18 protein-coding genes and 4 pseudogenes are annotated in these 22,301 nt (G+C 69.4%); 14 read left to right on the forward strand and 8 right to left on the reverse strand.

From position 1 onward, the window contains the following. The first annotated feature begins 191 nt into the window (after positions 1 to 191). A complete protein-coding gene (locus ABZ904_RS37520) occupies positions 192 to 794 on the forward strand; it encodes a hypothetical protein (protein ID WP_359403290.1) in 603 nt (200 codons plus the stop codon). A gap of 487 nt (positions 795 to 1,281) precedes the next feature. On the opposite strand, the gene ABZ904_RS37525 is transcribed toward ABZ904_RS37520, so the two are convergent. After that, positions 1,282 to 5,010, reverse strand: coding sequence for a S8 family serine peptidase (locus ABZ904_RS37525; protein WP_361828654.1), 3,729 nt, complete (start codon positions 5,008 to 5,010; stop codon positions 1,282 to 1,284). A gap of 1,210 nt (positions 5,011 to 6,220) precedes the next feature. Then, a complete protein-coding gene (locus ABZ904_RS37530) occupies positions 6,221 to 6,880 on the reverse strand; it encodes a PadR family transcriptional regulator (RefSeq protein ID WP_359403284.1) in 660 nt (219 codons plus the stop codon). A 100-nt stretch (positions 6,881 to 6,980) separates the two neighbouring features. On the opposite strand from ABZ904_RS37530, the gene ABZ904_RS37535 reads away from it, so the two are divergent. Together ABZ904_RS37535 and ABZ904_RS37540 are read left to right on the forward strand one after the other, a co-directional pair. After that, positions 6,981 to 7,469 (forward strand): hypothetical protein, encoded by a 489-nt coding sequence (locus ABZ904_RS37535; RefSeq protein ID WP_361828656.1) that lies wholly within the window; start codon positions 6,981 to 6,983, stop codon positions 7,467 to 7,469. A gap of 34 nt (positions 7,470 to 7,503) precedes the next feature. After that, positions 7,504 to 8,700 carry an NAD(P)/FAD-dependent oxidoreductase gene (locus ABZ904_RS37540; protein WP_361828658.1) on the forward strand — a complete coding sequence of 399 codons (1,197 nt, stop codon included), beginning with the start codon at positions 7,504 to 7,506 and terminating at the stop codon, positions 8,698 to 8,700. Between the two features lie 411 nt (positions 8,701 to 9,111). Here ABZ904_RS37540 and ABZ904_RS37545 read toward each other — a convergent pair whose 3' ends face one another. Both ABZ904_RS37545 and ABZ904_RS37550 read right to left on the reverse strand, forming a co-directional pair. Next, entirely contained in the window at positions 9,112 to 9,957 is an 846-nt protein-coding gene (locus tag ABZ904_RS37545) for an alpha/beta fold hydrolase (RefSeq protein ID WP_361828660.1), read from the reverse strand. 195 nt (positions 9,958 to 10,152) lie between these two features. After that, entirely contained in the window at positions 10,153 to 10,389 is a 237-nt protein-coding gene (locus ABZ904_RS37550) for a hypothetical protein (RefSeq protein ID WP_360994803.1), read from the reverse strand. 106 nt (positions 10,390 to 10,495) lie between these two features. Between ABZ904_RS37550 and ABZ904_RS37555 the strand changes: the two are divergent. Continuing rightward, positions 10,496 to 10,597, forward strand: a pseudogene (locus ABZ904_RS37555) (IS630 family transposase); the annotation flags it as partial. A gap of 13 nt (positions 10,598 to 10,610) precedes the next feature. Here ABZ904_RS37555 and ABZ904_RS37560 read toward each other — a convergent pair. Beyond that, complete coding sequence (locus tag ABZ904_RS37560; RefSeq protein ID WP_359403269.1) at positions 10,611 to 11,393, reverse strand: DUF3592 domain-containing protein; 783 nt, start codon at positions 11,391 to 11,393, stop codon at positions 10,611 to 10,613. 572 nt (positions 11,394 to 11,965) lie between these two features. On the opposite strand from ABZ904_RS37560, the pseudogene ABZ904_RS37565 reads away from it, so the two are divergent. The 4 genes and pseudogenes from ABZ904_RS37565 to ABZ904_RS37580 all read left to right on the forward strand — a co-directional run. Then, positions 11,966 to 12,151 (forward strand): annotated as a pseudogene (locus ABZ904_RS37565) (leucine zipper domain-containing protein); the annotation flags it as partial. A gap of 749 nt (positions 12,152 to 12,900) precedes the next feature. Further along, positions 12,901 to 13,095 carry a hypothetical protein gene (locus ABZ904_RS37570; protein ID WP_360994806.1) on the forward strand — a complete coding sequence of 65 codons (195 nt, stop codon included), beginning with the start codon at positions 12,901 to 12,903 and terminating at the stop codon, positions 13,093 to 13,095. After that, on the forward strand, positions 13,092 to 13,433 hold the full coding sequence (locus ABZ904_RS37575) for a DUF6221 family protein (protein ID WP_359403259.1): 342 nt from the start codon (positions 13,092 to 13,094) through the stop codon (positions 13,431 to 13,433). Before ABZ904_RS37570 ends, ABZ904_RS37575 begins: the two co-directional genes overlap by 4 nt. Positions 13,434 to 13,441: 8 nt before the next feature. Continuing rightward, positions 13,442 to 13,729, forward strand: coding sequence for a hypothetical protein (locus tag ABZ904_RS37580; RefSeq protein WP_359403256.1), 288 nt, complete (start codon positions 13,442 to 13,444; stop codon positions 13,727 to 13,729). Between the two features lie 75 nt (positions 13,730 to 13,804). Here the strand turns inward: ABZ904_RS37580 and ABZ904_RS37585 are convergent, their stop codons facing one another. After that, positions 13,805 to 14,230 carry a DUF6223 family protein gene (locus ABZ904_RS37585; RefSeq protein ID WP_359403253.1) on the reverse strand — a complete coding sequence of 142 codons (426 nt, stop codon included), beginning with the start codon at positions 14,228 to 14,230 and terminating at the stop codon, positions 13,805 to 13,807. 196 nt (positions 14,231 to 14,426) lie between these two features. On the opposite strand from ABZ904_RS37585, the gene ABZ904_RS37590 reads away from it, so the two are divergent. Together ABZ904_RS37590 and ABZ904_RS37595 are read left to right on the forward strand one after the other, a co-directional pair. Further along, positions 14,427 to 15,554 (forward strand): histidine kinase, encoded by a 1,128-nt coding sequence (locus ABZ904_RS37590; protein WP_361828663.1) that lies wholly within the window; start codon positions 14,427 to 14,429, stop codon positions 15,552 to 15,554. Next, positions 15,551 to 16,213: a response regulator transcription factor gene (locus ABZ904_RS37595; RefSeq protein ID WP_360994813.1), complete on the forward strand. Its 663-nt coding sequence runs from the start codon at positions 15,551 to 15,553 to the stop codon at positions 16,211 to 16,213. The genes ABZ904_RS37590 and ABZ904_RS37595 overlap by 4 nt, the downstream gene beginning before the upstream one ends. Before the next feature lie 92 nt (positions 16,214 to 16,305). Here ABZ904_RS37595 and ABZ904_RS37600 read toward each other — a convergent pair whose 3' ends face one another. Next, positions 16,306 to 17,502, reverse strand: coding sequence for an FAD-dependent oxidoreductase (locus ABZ904_RS37600; RefSeq protein WP_359403245.1), 1,197 nt, complete (start codon positions 17,500 to 17,502; stop codon positions 16,306 to 16,308). 93 nt (positions 17,503 to 17,595) lie between these two features. Continuing rightward, positions 17,596 to 18,540 carry an RNA polymerase sigma-70 factor gene (locus tag ABZ904_RS37605; RefSeq protein ID WP_361828666.1) on the reverse strand — a complete coding sequence of 315 codons (945 nt, stop codon included), beginning with the start codon at positions 18,538 to 18,540 and terminating at the stop codon, positions 17,596 to 17,598. Between the two features lie 364 nt (positions 18,541 to 18,904). Here ABZ904_RS37605 and ABZ904_RS37610 point away from each other — a divergent pair. From ABZ904_RS37610 to ABZ904_RS37625, 4 genes and pseudogenes are all read left to right on the forward strand, one after another. Beyond that, positions 18,905 to 19,021 (forward strand): annotated as a pseudogene (locus ABZ904_RS37610) (transposase); the annotation flags it as partial. Continuing rightward, positions 19,018 to 19,209 (forward strand): hypothetical protein, encoded by a 192-nt coding sequence (locus ABZ904_RS37615; RefSeq protein WP_360994822.1) that lies wholly within the window; start codon positions 19,018 to 19,020, stop codon positions 19,207 to 19,209. The pseudogene ABZ904_RS37610 and the gene ABZ904_RS37615, both read left to right, overlap by 4 nt. A 378-nt stretch (positions 19,210 to 19,587) precedes the next feature. After that, positions 19,588 to 19,929 (forward strand): annotated as a pseudogene (locus tag ABZ904_RS37620) (transposase); the annotation flags it as partial. A 276-nt stretch (positions 19,930 to 20,205) separates the two neighbouring features. Beyond that, the gene (locus ABZ904_RS37625; protein WP_361828668.1) at positions 20,206 to 22,260 is read left to right on the forward strand and encodes a PA14 domain-containing protein; all 2,055 of its coding nucleotides are present in this window, start codon (positions 20,206 to 20,208) and stop codon (positions 22,258 to 22,260) included. Positions 22,261 to 22,301: the final 41 nt, after the last annotated feature.

Raw genomic sequence — 22,301 nt, forward strand, 5'->3', positions numbered from 1 at the left:
TCCTGCCCCGGCCGGCCGGATGTGGCGGGGGTTCTGTGGGCCCTGAGGCCGCATGGCAGTGTGTGCTCGTGCTCCCTTCCGCTGATGATCTGCCAAGAGTCCTGTCCACTTGCTGGCTTTACTGGATCGCTGTACCCACGGGTGATCAAGCAGGGGTCATGGAGATGATGGGGCTTGTCCAGCCTCGTCCCGTGACGTTCGCCGAAGCCGAGGACATCATCGACGACGACGGCCACGGCGAGTCGGAGGGCAATCCCGACGGGATGGCTCGGGTGTACGTCAGCCCCGAGCTCGACGGGTGGACCTTGGTCATCGGCCCGTGGTGCGACCCGTGCGACGTTGAGCGCAGCGAAGACGTGCTGCATCTGTGCAGGGACCTGAGCGCCCGTTACGGCCAGGCACAGGCGTACTACTTCGGGGCCCAGGGCGATGGTTCGGCCTGGCTCGTCGCTCAGGACGGTGTCGTGCTGCGGCGCTACTGCGAGACCGGTGAAGGAGAGGACGCCTACTTGACGCTGGGGGAGCCCCTGCCCGTCGAACGGGCTCACCGAGAGCAACTCGGATTGCCGACGGTATGGGACGAGGCGACGGAATCAGACGAGGACGAGGACGAGTGGAAGTGGGCCGCGTTCGACCTCGCTCCCGAGATCGCCGCGGCTCTGGGTGTCAGCCCGCTCCAACTGACGGCGGAGACGCGCGTTGAAGGTACTGGGGTCATCGCTCTCACCCCGAACGCGACAGAGGTTCAAGCTGAGTCCTCGCACGTGGACCATGAGGCCGGCCAATCCACCTGATGGCATCCCTGGGCCTTGGACCCGGCGGGCGCCGGTCCACAGGGCTGGCTCGGTCCATTCGGGTGCATCCGCCGACCGCGTAGAGCCGGCCGTCGAGTACGGCCCCGGCCGCCCCGAAGCGCCCCTCAGGGATGTCAGGGGCCCTTGGTTCTGCACCACGCAGGAATTGGCGTATGCGGTCTGACGTCACTCCGAGGGCTTCGCCCTCCCCAGCAGCCACCACCTGCTTCCGCCAACACAAGCGCAGACCGTTGACTTTGTCCGGTCTCCCCGCTGCGCACGGAATCGTTGAGGCGACGGTACCTGTCGTGATCGTAGCCGCGGTCGGCGAGCACGACGTCGGGTCGGCGCCGTGGCCGGCCGCGCTCGGCCAGAGCGGCCGGAAGAAGCGCTCCCACCAGTACACCGCCATCGACGACTGCGGGGGCGGGGCCGCCGGATGCGGCCCCGCCCCCTGCCGGTCAGCCAAGGCTGATCCGAGAGGTACTTACTTCAGGCCGAAGGCCCGGGTGATGCTTTGCGTGACGGTGTTGCCCTCGGTGTCGCCTGCGCTGGTGCGCAGCGTCACGAACCGCGCGTGGGCGGGGGCGTTCAGCTGAGTGCTCCAGCCCTTGGCGGTGCGGGTCAGGGTCGTGTGCTGCCAGGTGGCACCGTCGTCGTAGGAGACGTCCAGGCTCACCGTTTTGATGGTGTCGGAGCCGGGAGCGCCCGGGAGGTGCGAGGGAGTGACGGTGATGCCGGTCCGGCGGTGTGCCTTGCCGGAGGCGTCCACGCCCTCGACCGTGTAGTCGAGCTGGATCAGCGGCAACGTCTCGAAGACGCCGGCCGCGCCCTGCTGGGAGGTGAAGCCCCACTCGGTCCGGGTCGTGGTCGAGTAGTCGTTGGCCCAGGTGCCCCGGGCGTTCTCCGACACCAGGCGGTACCGCGACTTCTCGGGGGCCAGGATGAGCGGGAACCGGTAGCTGCCCAGAGTGTCGGTGTCGGATGCCCTGAGCAGGGTGTCGCCCTGGTACATCTTCACCTTGTTCTCGACACCGACGTTGTTGAAGGTCGTGCCGACGTGTCCGGGAACCGAGTCGCCCCAGCCCGGGACCTCCACGTAGACCGCGTTGTTCAGGCGCACCGGTCGGTAGGAGGCGTTCATCCGAGGACGCTGGATCGGCCCGAAGTACTCCACGTGGGAGGTCGTGCCGGCCGGGTACCGCGTCAGGGAGTCACTGGAGATCTGAAGCTGCTGGTTGACCTGGGCGCTCTGAGCCCAATCCGTGTCGCTGGACACCCAGTCGGTGCGCTCGGCCTGGGTGGGGGTGGGCAACATGTTGTATCCGTAGTCGCCGAGCCAGACAGCGGAACGGAACTCGGTCCCCTTGGCGGGCCGGTTGTTGCGGAAGGACACATTCACCCGCGCAAGATCACGGCGCTGCGGCCGGTAGGTCAGGTCCGCCGGGATGCCAGTCGCGTCCCGGGAGATGTCGTAGAGGTAGTCCGTGGTCGGGTGGGAGGTGACCTCAAGCGGCGTCCTGCGGCCCTGCTTGATCTGGGCGATCAGCTCGTCGCCCTCGTCCGCGGTCAGCGTGGCCACGGTCAGGGGAGGCAGGTGCTCGGTGTCGGACCAGGGGAAGTCGTTCCACGGGTCCAGACGTCCGTCGCCGTCGTTGACGACGAGCAGCACACTCGCGCCGGCCTTGGCTGCCGTCTCGGCCTGCTCGGCCTGATCGACGGCATCGCTGCGCCGGACCACGACGACCTTGCCCCTGGCGTCGAGCCCCACGTAGTCGGCGGCGCCGCCCTCTCCGGCATAGACGGCCTCGTACTGGCGCGTGCCCTCCTTGAGCGGGATGCGTCCGCGCTCGACGATCATGTCGTCAAAGGTGCGCGTACGAGACGCGACCGTCAGGGCCGGCTCCGTCTGCCGCCAGTTGAACCCGGACTCGAAGGTGCCCGTGGAGACCGGCTTGCTGGGCAGGGCCCAGATGCTGTCGTAGGCGGCATTGTCGTACGTGGGATTGGGCCACCGCGTCATGGTCAAGGAGCTTCCGTTGTCGAACCCCCGGTAGAGGCCGATGCGGGTCTCGGCGGGAGTGGTCTCCTGTGGGGTCACGACGGAGACCTGCTTGGCCTTGGAAGCGTCCAGGTTCACCGTGGTGTCCTGGTCGACGACGACCTCGGGAGCGGTCAGGATGGCCTTACCCATGGAGTGCGGCCCGTGAGTTCCCTGAACATCGCTCTCCAGGCTCACGAAGTACTTGCCCGCAGGCAGGTTGACCGTGCCGGTTCCCGAATCGTCCAGTTGCAGCGGCAGGAAGACCTTGTCGCTGAACACGTACACCTCGCCGCCCATCGGGCGGCCGTCGCGGTCCTTGCCGTTGAGGGTGAGGGCATAGCGCGGGGCCTGGTTGTAGGCGCCGATGATGGTGTGGGCCAGCAGCGTGCCGGACGCGTCGGTGGCGAGGATCTGCCCCGAGGTCGGGGTGTCTTCCTTCACCAGATCGAAGCTGGTGGTGAGGGTGACCTTGCTACTGCCGTGCGCGGGGACGGTGACCTGAGGTGCCGACAGCGAGAACGCGCCGGCGGCCGCACCAGGGGCCTGCAGCGCCAGGTCGAGGGTGACCGGAGCGTCCCCGGTGTTGGTGTACGTCACCTCCTTCTCGGACTTGTCGCCGGCCGGCTCCTTGCCGTCGCGGTAGCCCCCGAAGACGCTGCCGGTGGCGAACACCGTGCCCTTGACAGCGGCCGCGACATCCAGACGGCCGCTTCCGCCCTCGTACGGCGTGTACTGGGACGTCGCCTTGGTGGTGCTGACCAGGGCGTCCTTGAGCTGCTGCCCGGTCCAGTCAGGGTGGGCCTCGGCGAGCAGGGCGGCGGCACCGGCGACATGCGGGGTGGCCATTGAGGTCCCGCTCAACGTCTGGTAGTAGCCCTCGCCGTCCTCGGCGTACTGCGAGCGCGCGGCCAGCACGTCGACGCCGGGTGCGGTCAGCTCCGGCTTCAGGCCGGCATCGCCCTGCCGCGGACCAGTGCTGGAGAAGTAGGCGAGCTGGTCCGAGCCGTCCACGGCGCCGACGGACAGCGCGGCGTCGGCGACACTGGGCGTCGAGACGGAGTGCTCGCCGGCGTTGCCGGCCGCGATGGTGAACAGCGCACCGGTCTCGGCGCTGAGCTCGTCGACGGCCTCGCTCATCGGGTCATGGCCGTCGCTGGGCCCGCCGCCGAGACTCATGCTGATGATCTTGGCGTGCTGGTCGCGGGCGGCCCACTGCATGCCCGCGATGATCCAGGACTCCTGGCCGCTGCCCTCGTTGCTCAGAACCTTGCCGATGTGCAGGCGCGCGCCGGGGGCAACGCCCTTCTCCTTGCCGTCCGAAGCGGCGCCCGTGCCGGCGATGGTCGAGGCGACGTGCGTGCCGTGACCGAGGTGGTCCTCGATGTCCTGGTCGGGCACGAAACTCGCACTCGCACTCACCTGACCGACCAGGTCGGGGTGCTGGGTGTCGATGCCGGTGTCCAGCACGGCTACGTCCACACCCTGGCCGGTGTCGCCGCTCGCCCACACCTGGGGAGCGCCGATCTGCGCGGTGGTGTCGGCCAGGTCGGCCTTGACCTTCCCGTCCAGCCAGACCTTCGCGATCCCGCCCCGCAGCTGGGGCTTGGCTCCGGCGCTGCGACCGGTCGCCGGCGCGGTCCCGCCGGTGAGGGCGGTCCAGAAGTCGTCGGCCTTCGACCGCGACTCTGACAGCGCCGCGCCCTGAATGCTGCTCAGGGCGAGGGCCTTGGTGGCGCCGGCGGGCACTGCCTGCGTGCGCGCACGGGCGGCAGCGTCGGTGTACGTGACGATCAGGGGCAGACCGCTGCTGTGCTCGTCGTCGTAACCGTCTGCCACCAGTTGGGTGACGTTGAACAGCTCGCGGTCCAGCTTCCCGGCAGCGATGTACGGAAGGGCGCTGTCCGGGTACACGTAGGTGTCTTTGCCGACCTTGTAGGTCACGAAGCCGGTGAGTGCACCGTTCGCGCCCTGCACGGCACGGGTGACCCTGCCGTCGGCAGCGGTGTTCACCGTGACCTTGTCACCGGTCACCAGGGTGACGGTACGTGAGGTCGGCTGATGGAGGGCGATGCCGGTCAAGGGCCGGTCCGGGGTGTCGGCCCTGGGCGCGGCCAAGGCGGAGACCATCGGCTGCGCGGCCAATACGGCCAGCGCAACGCCGACAGCGGTCAACGCCCGTCTACGGGCAGGTATGGATGGCAAGGATGATCCCTTCGCTGGAACAGCAATCGCTGCGTCTGACGTGGCACATCGTCGGGTTGCACAACGCCATCAGGGGCCGCACGGGCAGGGAGGGAAGCAGGCGATTTGCCGTGCCTCAGTACACCGGCGCGGACATGGGCAGGGCTGGTAGGGCCGCCGAGGAAAACCCGGCTGGAAACGAGGCCGCGCTGCTGCCGCAGAGCGGCGACGAAGCGTCAGATCCCACAGCGCGAGTCCCCGGTCACACTCCGGAGAGCACGCGCGGCAAAGCGAGCCTTCGGCACGGCGGCAAGACGAGCGGCGCTCCCCGTAGATGCCGTCGGCGCCGCGACTGCAGCCGGCAAGCCTCTGGCAATCAGCAGCAATCCTGTCGATAGTGCCGCCTGCAGGCGGATCCAGGCCATCAGCGAAGCACCTTTCGTTCAGCTGGCAGTCACAACCCGCCCGAAAGAATCCGCTGATGAAGCCGGACATGTCACTGGCCTCACGTGTCGCAACTGCGACACGTCCCAACGATGACATGGTCCCTGCGCTCCGCTGCCAGGCTGTCAGCGGCGATATACGGGACGTTCGGAAGGACGTGCAGGTGCCGAAAACTCCATCGCATGTGACGTGCAGGTTCTCCGTGAACGGCCTTTCACTGCTGCACGGTTGTGTCTGACGGATCGGGCTGTTGCGACTGCCCTACCTCGCGGTGTCGAGTGTGTTCGCCTTGATACGCCTGCTGCCGATGAGCGATGCGGACAAGGACATCGAAATAGTGTCACTGCGACGCCAGTTGGCCCTCCTGCAACGGCAGATCGGCAGACCGCGCCGCGAAGCCGGATCGCCACATCGCATGCTCGGGACGCCATCCTCGCGAGTTGGCCAGTGTGTTGGACGCTCCGCGTGACCAGCTCTGCCGTCCTGATGTGGGTTGCAGTACGGGCAGGCCGAGGGGGATCGGACGCTGGTGGACGCTAAATATTTCGCTTGGCGCCCGCAGGAGAGGCACAGGTCAGAGGGGGGTGAGTGATCCCTCGCTGCTGTGCAGCTTTCCACTCAGGTTCCGACTCATGGCGTGATCACTGTCAGCGCGGTGCGGCAGTTGCGGGGTTCTACGTCGCGCGAGTGGAAAATCTCCCGGACATGCAGAATCCCAGGTCCACGACTTGGGGTCGCCGTGCTGCACGGCTTGTGGTCACTGCACGTCGTGGTCCGGCTTTGAGGGCGTTTGGCCGGCCAGGGCCTGCTGCCCGGTGCTCTGGGCGAAGCCGATCAGCTCCTCAGGACTCCAGCTGAGCCGACCGCTGCGCAGATCGTCTGTGACGGCGCGGATCCAGTCCAGTTCTGCGGCGGTCATGGCGCGCAGATACTCCCCTTCGAGCATGGTCACCCGCGGCAGGCCGTGAACCTCCGACTCCTCCGTCAAGGACTTGTCGTGCGCGTGAAGGGTCTGCGCGAGGGCCGTGGCGCGCTGTTCCAGCACGTCCAGGGCCTCCTCCGGGGCGAGCATGAGGACGAAGGACAGCGCGGCGGGGAACTGAGGGAACTCCTGTTTCGGCGCGGCCAGCATCTCGTTGAGCCAGACGCGCATGGTGGAGCGCCCCGCGTCGGTCAGCTCGTACACCGTCCGCTCGGGGTACTGCTGGTCGCGGCCGGTCTCCCGGACCGTGACCAGGCCCGTTGCGAGGAGCCGGTCGATCGTCCGGTAGAGACTCGCGCGCTGGCCGACGTTGACGACCTGGTCCTTTCCCCACTGCTTGATCAATCTCTGGATTCCGTACGGGTGAAGCGGCTGGAAGTGCAGCAGGGCCAGCACGGTCAGGGCCAGCGGGGAGTTGCGGGGCGGGGTGCTCATGCCCGCATACTACCCACGGTGCAACTAGTTGACATGAGACTAGTTTCATTGCAACTATCAATCAACGAACAGGAACCACGAGCGGACGGAGACCACGGAGATGATCACCGCCAGCACTGAGACGACCGCTGCCGAGCGCGTTCACGCCGACCACGCCGTGACCAAGCGGCTGGGCAACTGGACCCGCGCCGGACACATCCAGGTGCGCGCCCGCCGGGGCCTGGCCGTGCTCGACCTGCGCTCCCCGGACCTGCCCGACGACATCGAGCTGCGCCTGGAACTCCAGCGCGCCACGGTCAAGCTGCTGGTGCCGGACGACGCCGTCGTCGAGCACTGGGACCTGCGCTGGACGGGCCGCGGCAAGGTCAAGGACGCGCAGGGCCGGACCGCCGAGGGATCGGCTCTCGCCGGCGCTCGTCGGATCCGACTGACCGGTGTCGCAACCGACAGCGAGGTCCGCGTGCAGCGCGGCGGCATCGCGGTCCTCAGCGCCATGTGCTCCCGCGCCTACCTCCAGGACCTGCGGCTCGCTCACCGGACCGGCGGGCACCCGACCGTCGACGACCCGGCACGCTCGCACGGCCACTGAACATCCGACCCAGGCACGGGAAAGGGGCAGACCCATGAGCGCGATCAAGACAGCGGCCGTCATCGGAGGCGGCATAGCCGGACCGGTAACGGCCCTCGCACTGCGCAGGGCGGGCATCGAGGCGACCGTCTACGAGGCCTACGAGAACACGGCGGACGGCCTCGGTGGCATGCTGATGGTCGCCCCGAACGGGCTCAACGCCCTCGAAGTCGCCGGTGTGGACCAGGGCTTGGCCGGTCAGCCGATCCACCGCATGGTCATGACCGATGGACGGGGCCGACGGATGGGCGAGTTCGGCGGGCTGACGGGCCTGCCGCCCAGCCAGGTGATGTGGCGTGCCGACCTGTACCGGGCGGTGCGCGAGCGGGCCGCCGCAGCGGGCGTACGGACCGTGTACGGCAAGCGGCTGGCCGGGGTCGAGGAAACGCCGGCGGGCGTCAGCGCCGAGTTCACCGACGGGACCCAGGTGACCGCGGATGTCCTGATCGGGGCCGACGACATCCGGTCGACGGTCCGGCAGCTGATCGACCCGGCAGCGCCCGGCCCCCGATACGCCGGCCTGCTCGGCTTCGGTGCGTACTCGAAGGCGGAGGTCCCTCAGGCGCGGCAGGACACCATGTACTTCGCTTTCGGCGAGCACGCGTTCCTCGGCTACTGGCCAGTGCCCGGCGGAGGCACCGCCTGGTTCGGCAACCTGCCGTACGACGAGCCGCTCAGCGCGGAGCAGACCCGTGCGACGCCGCCGGCCGCATGGATGCGGATCCTGCGGGAGAAGTTCGCCGGGGACGTGCCCGGCCGCGACCTGCTCCGGGGCACGGGCGACGACGAACTGCTCACGTTCGGAGGGCTGGAGATCCTGCCTTCGGTGCCGAAGTGGTACCGGGGACGGACGGTCCTGGTCGGCGACGCGGCCCACGCGCCGTCCTCCAGTTCCGGACAGGGCGCGTCCCTCGCGGTGGAGAGCGCGGTGCAACTGGCGCGGTGTCTGCGGGACATCCCCGACGTGCGCGCGGCCTTCGCGACGTACGAGCAGCTGAGGCGGGGCCGGGTGGAAAAGGTCGCGGCCCAGGCCGCGAGGACCAACAGCCAGAAGTCGATGGGCCCGGTCGCGACGAAGATCACGGCCCTGCTGATGCCGCTGGCGACGCGGACGTTCCTGACGCCGGAGAAGATGTTCGGCTGGACGCACCGATACCGGATCGACTGGGACGCGCCTGTGGTGCCCGCCTGACGGGCAGGCGACATCCGGCGGTGACTACCCGGTCCGGGCGCGTAGGTGGTATCCCCTGGTCGGCTTGCTGCTGATCTGCGCCCGCGCGGTCGCCTCCGGTGCCCGGACCGTCACCGAGATCACCGAGTGAGGACTGCGCGCCGGCACCGTGGTGCTGGAACACCTCGGCATCCGCCGCCACCTGCCCGGACGTCGAGCAGTTGATGCATCCGACGGCTTCTCACCCAGCCCCGGCGCGTAAGAGCCTGCGCACCCGTGCCGCCTGTCGACCAAGCGCGTATCCAGAACTCTTGCGCATGACGGGGGGACGTGGCCGCCGGGGGCGGCGGGCGTTGTGGTCCACCGGGTCCACTCGGCCCAGTCGTCACCGGACGCGGCGTCGCCGTGATGTCCGGCGGCAACCTCGACCGGCTATGCGGCGAGTGTCGCCAGTATCTGCTCGGGTGCGGTGACGATCGAGAAGTGGCCTTGGCCGGGATGGACGTGAAGGCGTGCGCCCGGTATCGCCGCGGCGAAGCGGCGGGCGTGCTGGAGCGGGACGGTGGTGTCGGCGTCCCCCTGGTGGATCGACGTGGGCACCCTGATCGACTCGAGGTCGAAACCCCACGGTCGGGTCAGCACGCGCAGATCCTGCCCGACTCCCCAGCTGCCGCGGTGGAACGCTCGCAGGTAGTTGGTCAGGAAGGCCGCGCGCGCGTCCGGCTGGGCGAGGGCACGCCGGTCGCCGGCGGGCATCTCGCTGGTCGCCAGGCGAAGGAACTGCCCTGGTTCCCGGCGCGCCAGCATGGCCAGGCGGCCCAGGAACCAGCCACCGAAGGCCGGAGCGTGCCGGGCGATCTGCAAGGCCGCGCGCTGTCCGGCTGCCATCCCGCGGGTGGGCCAGGCAGGCAGGCCAAGGGGCGCGATGAGCAGCAGGCTGCGGACGCGGTCAGGCAGCTCGCACGCGCAGGCAGCCGCGAACGCTCCGCCGCCCGAGACGCCGAGCAGCGCCACCGAGCCGACGTCCAACGCGTCCAGGACCAGGGTGGCTTCCGCAACCCAGTCCACGACCCGCGGCAGGCGACGGACGTCGGTGCCGCCGATGCCGGGGCGATCCGGGGCGATGAGGCGCAGTCCGAGCGCATGGGCCGCGCCCGCGAAGCCGTACGCGGCCAGCCGGGAGTCGGCCAACCCGTGGCAGAACAGCACCGCGGGCGCGGCCGGCTCCCCCACCACCTCGACCGCGATCACCCCGCCGTCGGCTCGCCGCAGCTCCACCCTCATATCGTCTCTCGTGGCCTTGATCCGAGCTGCCTGAGCGGCTTTCCAGAGGTTCTGCCGGTAGCCGGCTGGCAGCCACGGGCAAGTCCGGGGGCTGCGGCGGTCAGGAGCCGGCCCGGTGATGCTCTTCGACAACGCCTGGACCAGCCCCTGACTCCCCGACAGTCACGCGCAGGACTTCGGGAAACGCGCTTAGATGTCGCCGGCTGGTCCGGTGGCCTGGGCTCGTTCTGCGGCGAGTAGGCGCTCGAGGTTGCTCCGCGCGCTGTCGAGCGTGGCGAGCATCTGCGCACGAGTCTGTTCGAAGTGGGGTTCCTCGACGTCGAGGTCATGTCGCAGCGTGACCCGCAGCAGGTACACGCCATCCGAGAGCGGGCCGCTGAACCATGTCTTCGCCCGCTCATACGTCCCGTCCGGGGTGCTCGGCAACTGCTTGACGACTGAGTAACCGACTCCGAGCGCCCTGTTGAGCTTCGAGGCTACGCGCCGAGGGCGGTGCTTCTGTCCTGGGCAGGGGCAGACGTAACACGAAACCCGACACCCCGGTGTCCTCGCCGCCCAGCGCCGCGAGTGCGCCCGCATTCACAGCGAAAGGTGCATCCGCTGGCGAGGCCGCCCGGGCGCTGCAGCCGCGTGACCGCCCCGCGGCACTAGGTCCTGGGGTGGTGGGTGTCTGGCGTCTTGCCTGATTCCGTTTGCCGCTTCGTGCGCACCACCTCTCTGGCAGTGGCCGCCAGGAAGCCTGCCGCGAGCAGCCCGATCAGGATCGAACCCTGTCGGATTCCGTCGGCGTCGCGTCCGTCGAGGTAGGCGATGTGGCGGACCTCGGTGGGGTGCGCCGGGTTGTAGACGACGGGTATGTGCGTTCCTGGCATCGCTTCGGTCGCTGAGCTGACCGCGACATCGATATCCGCGCGCACGGGGCCGGACGGTGTACCAAAGCGCACGGTCACGGAGGTCGCCCAGCCGTCCTCCGACCGGCTGGTGATCTCGACTACGGTTGCGTCCGTCCTGTGCCCCCGGTCCCGGAGGTTCGCCAGCATCTGGTACTCCTGACCAGCTTTCCATCCCATGCCTCCGGCAATGGTGGCGGCTATCAGGAAACCCACGGCGATCGATCGGGCCTTGGCCCAGCGGCGGGCCAGCAGCCACGATTCCGGACCGAGCCGCAGCAGCCCTGCCACGAGCCGGCCCGGCGCAGAGATATGGCCGGCCCCGCTATGAGCCCAGCCCAGGCGGCGTATCAGCAGCCTGGAGACACCGTTCGCTGCAGCCAGCGCCACCGCCCAGCTGAGAACATAGAGCCACAACGGCCCAAGCGGCCCGAATGCCATCCACACCACGATGGCCACGACGATCGCCAGGGCCCCCAGCCCAAAGGGAGGGGCGTACTTATCCCGGTCGCCGCTCAGGGCGGACCTGCGCTCGTCCATGTGCGCCTCCACACCCGTTATGAGACTCACGGGCTGCCGCGCTGGTTTTAGTAGTACCACCCGGCCGCCCCGTGTCAGAAGCCTCGGCCGCTTCCGGGCCTCACCTGCGCCGATGCCCCAAGATCCCGTCCACGGCTCGCCCACGGATCTCGGCACAGGGCCGCTTTCGGCGGCATACGGCTGCACAAACGCGAAGACCCCGTATTCAGCGTTTACGCTGGTGACGGGGTCTTTGGGCACCTCATGCAGGGTGCCCCCGGCAGGGTTCGAACCTGCGCACACGGCGTCGGAGGGCAGGCGCCAGGCGTACGGAAATGAGCCTCTGAACTGGGCGAACGTCCATAGCGCACTTTCCGCACACGTCCCTCACTCGCTGCTCACTCGGAGTCGGGTCCGCGGGGCCGGCGCCACGGCGGACCAACGGTTGCAGCGGGCGCCCGTGCGGCGACTAGGTGTTCTGTCCGGGGAGGTTGTGGACAGGTGAGTCAGGCCTCGGTCGAGGAGGCTTGAACAGGTGAGGGTCTTCCGGGTTCGGCGTGGATTGCGACATCTACACCGACCGAAAGGCCCTCGTGTCCCACCGTGATGCACTCCTGACCGAGACCGGACGCCTGCGTCTGGCCCGCTGCGTGGTCGAAGACGGCTGGCCGCTGCGGCGGGCCGCCGAACGTTTCCAGGTCTCGCCCACCACGGCCCAGCGGTGGGCCGACCGCTACCGCAGACTGATCGAAGCGGGCCCGGTAGACCGCTCCCGCCGGTTGGCGACGGCCCACCCGCCCGGAGGAGCTCCAGCCCTGCCGCATGCGGGTACGTGTCTCAATACCTCGGCTCAGTTGCCCCCTAACGCAGGAGTCGGGGCTCACAACCCCTGTCTTCTCCCGCGGTGCCCGGAGGCAGGGGCCGTCAGGCCGTGGCGAAGCTGACCGGCATGGGCCTCCGCATCAGAACGCGCGACCAATGCATCGCTCGAAGGGCTTGCCGCGCAGCGAGGCTCGCCCCTCCGCTCGCCTCCCTCACACCAGCGAGGCGGGCCCACCTTCCGGGCCCGCCCAGCCGTCGGGACAAACCTGGCGCGGCCACACTTCCGGCCCACCGCCGTGCCACTCGATGAGGTCCGATTCGGCTACGTCCAGTTCATCCCAGCCCGCCAGCCCCGCGTGTCGCAGGAACACTGCCAAATCGCGCAGCGGGTACGCCGTGCCCAGGACCTCGTCATCGATGCGTATGCGGCGACCGCCAGGTCCGCAAGGCGCCTCCACGCTCACGCAACGCGTGACCATGGCCATAGTTTCCCCTGGGCGAGGGTCAACTGCATTCCGAGAATGTGTGATCTTGGAGGTGCCGGCTGCCAGGAGTGCCACATCCCTTCACAGGAACTGCACAGGCCTGCACACTGGCACCCGCCCCCCACGCAGGCCACGACCTAGGGATCGCCATGCCCCGTAACGATCCGCCCGCGTCGGTAAGCGCCCTCGCCATCCTTGCTGGCTTCGCAGCAGCTGTGTGGGTGACTTGGTGCACCATCATCGTCCTCGTCGGCGGCACGATGCCCCTGATCGGCATTCGCCCCGAGACCGGTGGTCTCACCGGCTTCGTCCTGATGCTGTTCGTCGGCGAGCCGATCCTCATCACCCTGGCCTGTCGGGCGAGGATGCTCATCCTCTTGCCCCTGTCGCTCGCCACCTCCAGGAGACCCCGGTGAAAGATGCCCTGGTGGCGTTCCTGCGCGCCCGACTCGATGAGGACGACGAGACCGCCCGTAAGGCCACCGTCCGCCGGACAGGTGGAGAGGCCTGGTCGTACGAGGAACCCGCCGTGCTCGCGCAGAGCGGCATAGTCATCGCCGAGCGCATCGTGCCGGTCCTCGGCGAGCACATCGCCCGCTTCGACCCGGCCCGCGTCCGGCGGCAGACTGCTGTGCTGCGCGACAGGGTCGATCTGTGGTCCTGGATGGTCGGCAGCCACGCGCGGGTCTGCCTTCGCGCCGTGGCGGCCATCTGGGCCGACCACCCTGACTACCGAGAGGAATGGACGCTATAAGCGAGCGCATGACGGCCCGTGTGGGGCTGCTGTTCGGCGACCAGGCGCTCATCGAGACCGCGCACACGGCCGGCGGCGAGCCGGCGCGGGTACCGGTGGACCGCCTCGTCGCCGACACCGGCATTCCGCGGGAGCAGCCGCCCGGTGTCGAGTTGAGGTCGGGGATGCCGGGAATCTCGGTGGATGCAGTCCTGGGCGAGTGGATGCCGGATGTTGTCTCAGTTGATCTGACGCGGTTCAGTTGTTTCGGACTGATACCACGCCTGGGCCCTCAGCCAATGACTGGTAGTCCTTGAAGGTTCGGCCAGGCCGTCGGGCTGCTCTCGCGTATCGAAGAACTTGCCCAGAGGCCGACGAACAGGGGGAAATTTTCAGGCAGATCCGAACGTGCGCTCATATTCGCTGTGGTCAGTCGATGCGGCAGTGCGGCGGGAGCGGGTCAGAGCCAGCCGACCGAGGACCATGGCGATCAGCCCCAGCGCCAAGGCCAAGGCGCCACCGACTACTCCGTTGCCGGTGCCGGGACCACCGTCGGCGACGGCCAGATTCAGCGCACCGTTGAGCACGGCGATCAGCCCGGACACCAGGGCCACGAAAGCCCCCCTTTTCCCACTGTTGCCGATGCGGCGGACGGAACGTGCCAGCGCCAGCCCGCCGATGACCGCGCCGGCCAGCCCCAGCAGCGCGGCCGAGGTGGCCCACAGCCGCGCGGCGGTCAGGGTGTATGAATCGACGTGGGCCGACTGGGCCAAGGCGTGCGCGGCCGTCGGTGCGGCAAGCGTAAATCCGACTGCCATGAGGTACTCCTTCTCGTCCTGCGACTGGTCAGGGCCTGAGCATGTCCGACGGACCCACCGCCGGTCGTTCCGCAGACGCAGACACTTTGCGCTACCGCCGATGCCGCACGCGCCGCGAAACTACCGCGTGCGCGGTAGCCTGCCGCTCGTCCACGAGCGGGACTCGCCCGCCGCGACATCCGGCTAGGGTGCGCGCATGGTCAAAGGACGGATCCGTGTCCCGGCCGCTGTCGCAGACTGGGCGATCGCCGCCGGAGTGGCGGCGCTGCTTCTGGGCACGGGGCGGTCCGGGGAGCACCCCGGCACGGGACCCGATCTGTTCGGCTACGCGCTACTGGCGGCCGGCGGACTGGCGCTGGCCGCACTCCGCCGGGCTCCGCTTGTTGTCCTGGCCGTCACCGGGCTGTGCGCGGTGGGGTATCAGGCGGCCGGTTTCGACGTGCTCGCCGTGTCGTACCTGGTCGCGGTCTACGGCGCGGTGCGCGCCGGGCACCGTGCCATCACGGTGGCGGCGTCCGTGACCATGTTGGTCGCGCTGAACCTGACGGCACTGGTCTTCCACGACGGGCCTGCGGGTGAGGCGCTCGCGCGACCCCGCAGCGTCCTGGAGTTGGCCTGGCTGATCGCCGCCTTTGCCGCGGGGGAGGCTGTGCGGCAGGCCGAGCGGCGGGCGGACGAAGCCGAGCGCACCCGTGAGGAGACCGCGCGACGTCGGGCCGATGAGGAACGGCTGCACATCGCACGTGAGTTGCATGATTCCCTCACCCACCAGATCTCGATCATCAAGGTGCAGTCCGAAGTTGCCGTCCACCTGGCCCGTCGGCGCGGCGAGCAGGTGCCGCACACCCTGCTGGCGATCCAGGAAGCCGGACGTGAGGCGACTCGCGAACTGCGCGCGACCCTTCAAGCGCTGCGCGACGACGACACCGCACCGCCCCATGGGCTCGACCACATCCCCGAGCTGGTGGAGCGGGCCGGCAGCACCGGTCTGAAGACGACGCTGACCATCAAAGGACAGCGGCCCGATGTGTCGGCCGCGGTGGGCCGGACCGCCTACCGGATCGTTCAGGAGTCGCTGACCAACATCGCCCGCCACGCCGCCGCCGCTACCGCGTCGGTCCGGATCGACTACCGGCCCGACGCCCTCGCGATACGCATCGACGACGACGGCAAGGCCACGCCAGACACCGCGCCAACGCTCGGCCTCGGGCTGCTCGGCATGCGCGAACGCGTCACTGCTCTCGGCGGCCGACTGCGCGCCGAACCCCGCGGCGAGCGCGGCTTCACCGTCCAGGCCGAACTCCCCGTGGAGCAGACATCGTGATCCGCGTCCTGCTGGTCGACGACCAGCCACTCATTCGCAGCGGATTCCGCGCACTCCTCGACCTCGAAGACGACATCGAGGTGGTGGCCGAGGCCGCCGACGGGAAGGAGGGCCTGGCGCTGGTCAAGGAACACCTGCCCGACATCGTGCTCATCGACATCCAGATGCCGGTCGTCGACGGCATCGAGGCCACCCGGCTCATCGCCGCAGACCCGGCCCTGGCCCAGGTGCACGTCGTCATCCTGACCAACTACGGCATGGACGAATACATCTTCAACGCGCTGCGCGCCGGTGCCGCCGGATTCCTCGTCAAGGACATCCTGCCGGAAGACCTCCTGCACGCCGTACGCGTCGCAGCCCGCGGCGACGCCCTTCTCGCACCGTCCATCACCCGCAAGCTGATCAACCGGTACGTAGCCCAGCCGCTCAACACCACTGCCGGCACCGGACTGGAAGAGCTGACCAACCGCGAACGCGAGGCGGTCGCACTGGTCGCGCAGGGCCTGTCCAACGACGAGATCGCCGACCATATGGTGATCAGCCCGATGACCGCGAAAACCCACATCAACCGGGCCATGGCCAAGGTCCACGCCCGTGACCGCGCTCAGCTCGTCGTCCTCGCCTACGAATCCGGCCTGGTAGCCCCGCGCAACTCCTGACATCCACGGTCTGGGTGCAGGCCTGACCGCCGATGAACCTCTGGGGAACGCGCCGGCTCACGGCCAAGTCGGGCGCCCTCGCGCTGTGCGAGTCAGACCGACGCCTTGACCGCCGAACCCGCCCGGGCCGGCTCCCGCAGGACGCGGCGGCGCCGGGTCGGCATCCCGAGCGTCGGGTTGGCGACGCCCCAGGCCGCGCCTTTGCAGACCAGTTCCTTGTAGACGGCGGCGAGCCGTCCTGTCATGGCCGCCCTGACGGCGCGGTCGTCGGCGGTGACGTACTGAATCACGCCCTCCTTACGGCCCAGCGAGATGCACTGGTTGAAGTAGCGGATCGACACGGTCGGCAGCTTCCCGCCGGTCAAGCGCGCCGCGATGGCGTCGGCGGCCTGCCACGCGGTGGGGACGCCCGAGGCGCACGACATCCGCAGCGGCCGGTCGCCGGGGCCCATCACCATGGCCGCGTCGCCGATGGCGTACACGTCCGGGTGCGAGACCGAGCGCATGGTCCCGTCGACCACGATCTGGCCTGTGTCGGTGACGTCCAGGGCGGTGGCCTTCGCGATCGGGTGGACGGCGAAGCCGGTGGTCCACACGGTGACCGCGGCCGCGATGGAGGTGCCGTCGGCGGTGACGACGCGGCCGGCCTCGACGCCGGTGACGGCGGCATGCTCGTGCAGGGTGATGCCGAGCTTGTCGAAGACCTTCCGCAGGTGGCGACGGCCCTTGGGCGAGAGCCAGCCGCCGAGGCCGCCACGGGCGGCGAGGGCGACGTCGAGGTCCGGTCGGGCCTCGGCGATCTCGGTTGCGGCCTCAAGTCCGGTGAGGCCACCGCCGACCACGACCACGGTCTGTCCGGCGACCAGGCGGGCCAGGCGCTCGCGCAGCCGGAGCGCTCCGGGGCGACCGGCGATCTCGTAGGCGTGCTCGGTGGTGCCGGGGACGCCCTGGTCGTTCCAGTCGCTGCCGAGGGCGTACACGAGCGTGTCGTACTCCAACTTCTCGGCGCCGTTCGCGTCGATGACGGCGACTGTCCTGTGGTCGACGTCGACGCCGGTGACCTTCGCCTGCTTCAGTTCGACGCCGGTGCCCGCGAACATCTCGCTGAAGGGCCGGGGCTTGAGGTCCTGGCCGACCGCAAGCTGGTGCATCCGGACGCGCTCGACGAAGTCGGGCTCGGCGTTGACGAGGGTGATGGCGACGTCTTCGCGGTGCAGCCGCTTGGCGAGGCGCCCGGCGGCGGTGGTGCCGGTGTATCCGGCTCCGAGGACGACGATGCGGTGCTGCATTTCCTGGCTCCTGTCTTGAGCGGATTCGCCACCTGAACCGGGCGGCCCGCCGTTTCCTGACAAGAACGCGATGTGAAGCACCTCACATCAGGGTCAGAAGGCGTTGAACAGGGGTTCGCCGTGGTCGGCGGCCGCCCACCGCTGGGTCGCGCGTTCGAGCTTGTCGGGGTTGACCTGGTTACGGATGGCGGCGATGCCCTCGGCGGTGACCTCCAGGCACATGACGCCGACGACCCTGCCGTCGATGACCGCCACGATGGCGGGGTCGCCGTTGGCGGTCATGGCGTAGACCTCGGGTGAGCCGCCGACCAGGGCGCGCTTGGCCTTGCTGGGTTTGAACAGGCCCCGCATGAACTTCGCGACCTCAAGGGCGCCTTCGAACGCCTTGGCGCGGGCCGGGACCTTCCCGCCGCCGTCGCCGATCGAGATGGCGTCCTGGGTCAGCAACCGCACGAGCGGCTCGGTCTGGCCGCTGGTGGCGGCAGCGAGGAACTCGTCGATGATCCGCCGGGCGGCGGCCTCGTCGATCTCGGCGCGGGCCTTGCCGTCCGCGACGTGCTTCTTGGCGCGGTGGAAGACCTGCTGGCTGGCGGCCTCGGTGATGTCGAGGATCTCGGCGATCTCCCGGTGCGGGTAGTCGAAGGCCTCCCGCAGCACGTACACCGCCCGCTCGTTGGGGGAGAGGCGTTCCAGCAGGGCGAAGACCGCGTACGAGACCGACTCGCGCTGTTCGGCGGTGTCGGCCGGGCCGAGCATCGGGTCCCCGGTGAGCAGCGGCTCGGGCAGCCATTGGCCCACATAGGTCTCGCGCCGCGCGCGGGCCGAAGTGAGCTGGTTGAGGCACAGATTGCTGAGAACCTTCGTCAGCCATGCCTCGGGGACCTCGATGTGGTCGACGTCGGCGGCCTGCCAGCGCAGAAACGTCTCCTGAACGGCGTCCTCGGCCTCGCTCGCGGAGCCGAGGAGGCGGTAGGCGATGGCCTCCAGGCGAGGCCTGGACGCCTCGAACCGGTCCACGTCGTTCATGGTCAGAGCCATGGCCCGGATCCTAGCTCTCGCGGCGCGCGACTGCCGCTGCATTGCGGCCCTCTGCTGTTCGGCCGGTGCTGTTCGGCTTCCCGTACGCAGTAGCGCGGTGCGCGTCTCATGTGGGTGTGCGGGCGACGGCGCAGTACGGGGCAGCAGGGCTGCAGCCGCGTGACCGCCCCGCGGCACTAGGTCCTGGGGTGGTGGGTGTCTGGCGTCTTGCCTGATTCCGTTTTGCCGCTTCGTGCGCACCACCTCTCTGGCAGTGCCCGCCAGCAAGCCCGCCGCGAGCAGCCCGTCAGGATCGAACCCTGTCGGATTCCGTCGGCGTCGCGTCCGTCGAGGGCAACCTGCATGAGGTGCCCAAAGATTCTCCTCGGCCCGCAAGCTCGCCTCCTGGGCCGGACTCACAGCTACCGTGCGCGGCTCGGACCGCACGGTGCGCTATGGACACATTTCCAAGCAGGGCGACCCTGGCTGCGCTGGATCATGAACCAGGCCGCGCAGACCGCCAAGCGCACCTCGCCCTATGCCGCCTGCTTCGAGCAGATCGCCCACCGCCGCGGCCGGAAGATCGCCACCATTGCGGTGGCCCGCAAGCTCCTCACCCAGGCCTACCACGTGCTGCGCACACTCGACGCGGCTCAACAGCAGAAGGAGTCGGCTCCCGCGACCCGATGACCACACTCCCAGGACGGGACACCAAGCCCCGGTTGAGCTCGCTCTGCCGCATGAGCCGGCAACGGCCGCGCTCGTTGACCTGAATGAGCAGCCCGGCCCGAAAGAAGGTCATGATCCGGCCTGCTCGGTCGCGATCGAATGGGTGCGTGCGAGTCCTCTGCGCACGACCACGACTCGGGGGACCACGGCCACCGGCCCTGTCCACAACGGCAACCAACCCGGCGCCAGCACAACGCCGGGCCGGGGCCCTATACGCCTTGACAACCCCAGCCCTCATGGGTGCGGCGGAGCGGGTCGATGGGCGTCCGCGACACCGAGTGTGTCGGAGGTGTGTCAGAAGATGCGATCGGCCGAGGCGTCCGTGGTGCGGGATCCGCGCTGCGGGTTCGCCGGGCCGGGGTGCGGATCCGCCGGGCGCACCCTGGGGAGGACCTGCCGGTGTGCCGGCTGCCGGCCGAGTGGCCCGCCAAAGAGCCGGAGCCGGCGAAGTGCTGGCTGTCCACGCTGTCGGCGCATGTCCCGCTGCGGTGCCTGGTGCGGTTGGCGAAGGCCCGCTGGCGGGTGGAGCACGACTACCGGGAGCTGAAGACCGCGCTGGGACTGGGGTACTTCGAGGGCCGGACCTGGAATGGCTTCCACCGGCACTTCGCCTTGGCCTCAGTGGCCCAGGCGGTTTGCTCCCTGGAGCGGCTGCGCCCACCAGCCACAGCCGCGGCCTGACGACCTACCAGGTCGTGACCGAACTCCCGATCTTGCTGGTCTGCTGGGCGCGGTGGTGCCCCACGTGCCGAAGACCTGTATCTCGACATGCCGGTCCCGCCCCGACCTGACCAAGCCCTACTAGTGGGCCTGCGCTGTTCACCGGTACGCCGACGCGTGCCGAACGTCCGTGAAAAAAGGGAGGGGCGAGACAACCCTGCCCCCGCCTCATGGGTCACACAGGCGCCACCTGTTCACAGGTTTTTCAAAGGTCCGAAAGGTGCCCCGCTCTCTGTGATGACTCGTACCCGGCTGACCGCGCTGGCCGCGACGGCCACCGTCGCCGCCGTCGGCGGCCTGATCACCGCCGCCCCTGCCTCCGCGGCCGTCAGCTGCACCTCTCCCGTCTGGAAGGCGCAGTACTTCGGCAACTCCACCTTCAGCGGCACGCCGAAACTGACCGCCTGCGACTCCGTCATCGCCGAGAACTACGGCTACGGCGACCCGCCCGGCGTCACGCTGCCCAAAGACAACTTCTCCGTCCGCTGGTCCCTCACCCGGGACTTCGGCTCCGGCGGGCCCTTCCGGCTCTCCGCCGCCACGCAGGACGGCATGCGCGTCTACGTCGACGGCGTGCGGAAGATCGACCTGTGGAAGAACGTCTCCACCACCGCCCGCAAGACCGTCGACCTGACCGTCCCGTCCGGCAAGCACACGCTCCGCGTGGACTACGTCGCCTGGACCGGCACCGCCAACGCCGCGTTCACGTACGCCCCGCGCACCGAGGCCGCCGTCGACAGGGTCAAGCCGCTCGCCCCGACCGGCTTCACCGCCGCGTACAACCGGGACACCAGGAAGACCACCCTGCGCTGGGCCGCGAACAAGGAGATGGACCTTGCCGGTTACCGCGTGTACCGCCGGCTGAGCACCACCCAGTGGGCGAAGGTCAGCGGTTCGTCGCTGCTCACCTCGCCCTCTTTCGTGGACGCGCCGCCCGCCACGGGCCAGACCTTCCTGTACGAGGTCCGCGCCGTCGACAAGGCGGGCCGCGAGTCCGCCGGCAGCCTCGACGCCACCGCTGTGACCGTGGACCGCACGGGGCCGGCGGCGCCGACTGGTCTCACGGTCGCCGGTGACAACTGGTGGGCCACCCTGGCCTGGCAGGGGGTCGCCGACGCCGCGAAGTACGAGGTGTACGCCGCCCCTGCGGCCACCGGCCCGTTCACGCTGCTGGGCACGACGACCACGACGTCGTACCGCACCGACGCACCCGTGAACACCGTCCGGTACTACCGGGTCCGCGCCCTCGATGCGCTCGGCAACCCGTCGGCGTACGCCGCCGTCACCGGCGACGGCGTCGACCGGACACCGCCGACGAAGTCCCCGACCTCTCTCGGCTCCGTCGTCAACGTCGGCGACACCGAGGTGTACTGGGACCAGCCCGACGGCTTCGACGAGGACTTCGGCAACGGCGGGTCCTACCGCGTCTACCGCTCGCCCGGCAAGGCCCTGGACCCGGCCGCGCTCACCCGCGTGACCTGCGCGGAGGGGAGCGACGAGACCGGCACCGGCGGTATCTGCCACGACCTGGAGATGCCCGCGGGCACCTACGTGACGTACGCGGTCGCGGCGGTGGACCCGGCCGGCAACGAGTCGGCGCTGTCCGCCCCGCTCGTCGTCCGCACCGGCGACCGCGTCGCGCCCGGTCCGGTCACGGGCGTGAAGGCCACCCCGCGCGCCGACGGCGTGCTGGTGAGCTGGGCGGCCTCGACCGAGGACGACGTCGAACGCTACGTGGCCTGGACCGGCGCCCGGCAGGCCGACGGCACGGTCAAGTGGCTCAGCTTCATCTCCTGCTGGGAGGGCACGAGCGACCCGCTCGCAATCCTCTGCGGCGACCTGCCTGACGGCGAGACGTACGTGTACGCGGTCGTTGCCAAGGACCGCTGGGGCAACGCGCTGCCCCCGAGCGATCCGAAGGTCACGGTCGTCGAGGCCACCGAGCTGGACGTCCGGCCGTCCGTGACGGTCATCCGGGACTGGAACCTCGGCAGCCTGGCCAACGACGCCGTGATCGGCGGGCCCGACCTGGACGGGCTTTCCATCAACTGGCGATGCGACAAGACGGCTGTGTGCGACACCGTCGCGGGCTACCGGGTCAGCCGCTGGAACGCGGCCACGAAGGCGTACGAGCCGCTGCACGCCGGACTGCTGCCCGCGGAGACCCGTGGCTACAAGGACACCACGGCCGTGCGGGGGACCACGTACTTCTACACGCTCGAGGCGGTGCGTGCCGACGGCAGCGTCGCGGGCACCTACGTGTGGAGCTGCGTCTTCCAGGACCGCGTCTAGCTAGTACGAGGTCGTCGGAACGGCTTTGGGCTGGAGCTGCT

The organism is Streptomyces sp. NPDC046900, assembly GCF_040644975.1.
Classification (GTDB): domain Bacteria; phylum Actinomycetota; class Actinomycetes; order Streptomycetales; family Streptomycetaceae; genus Streptomyces.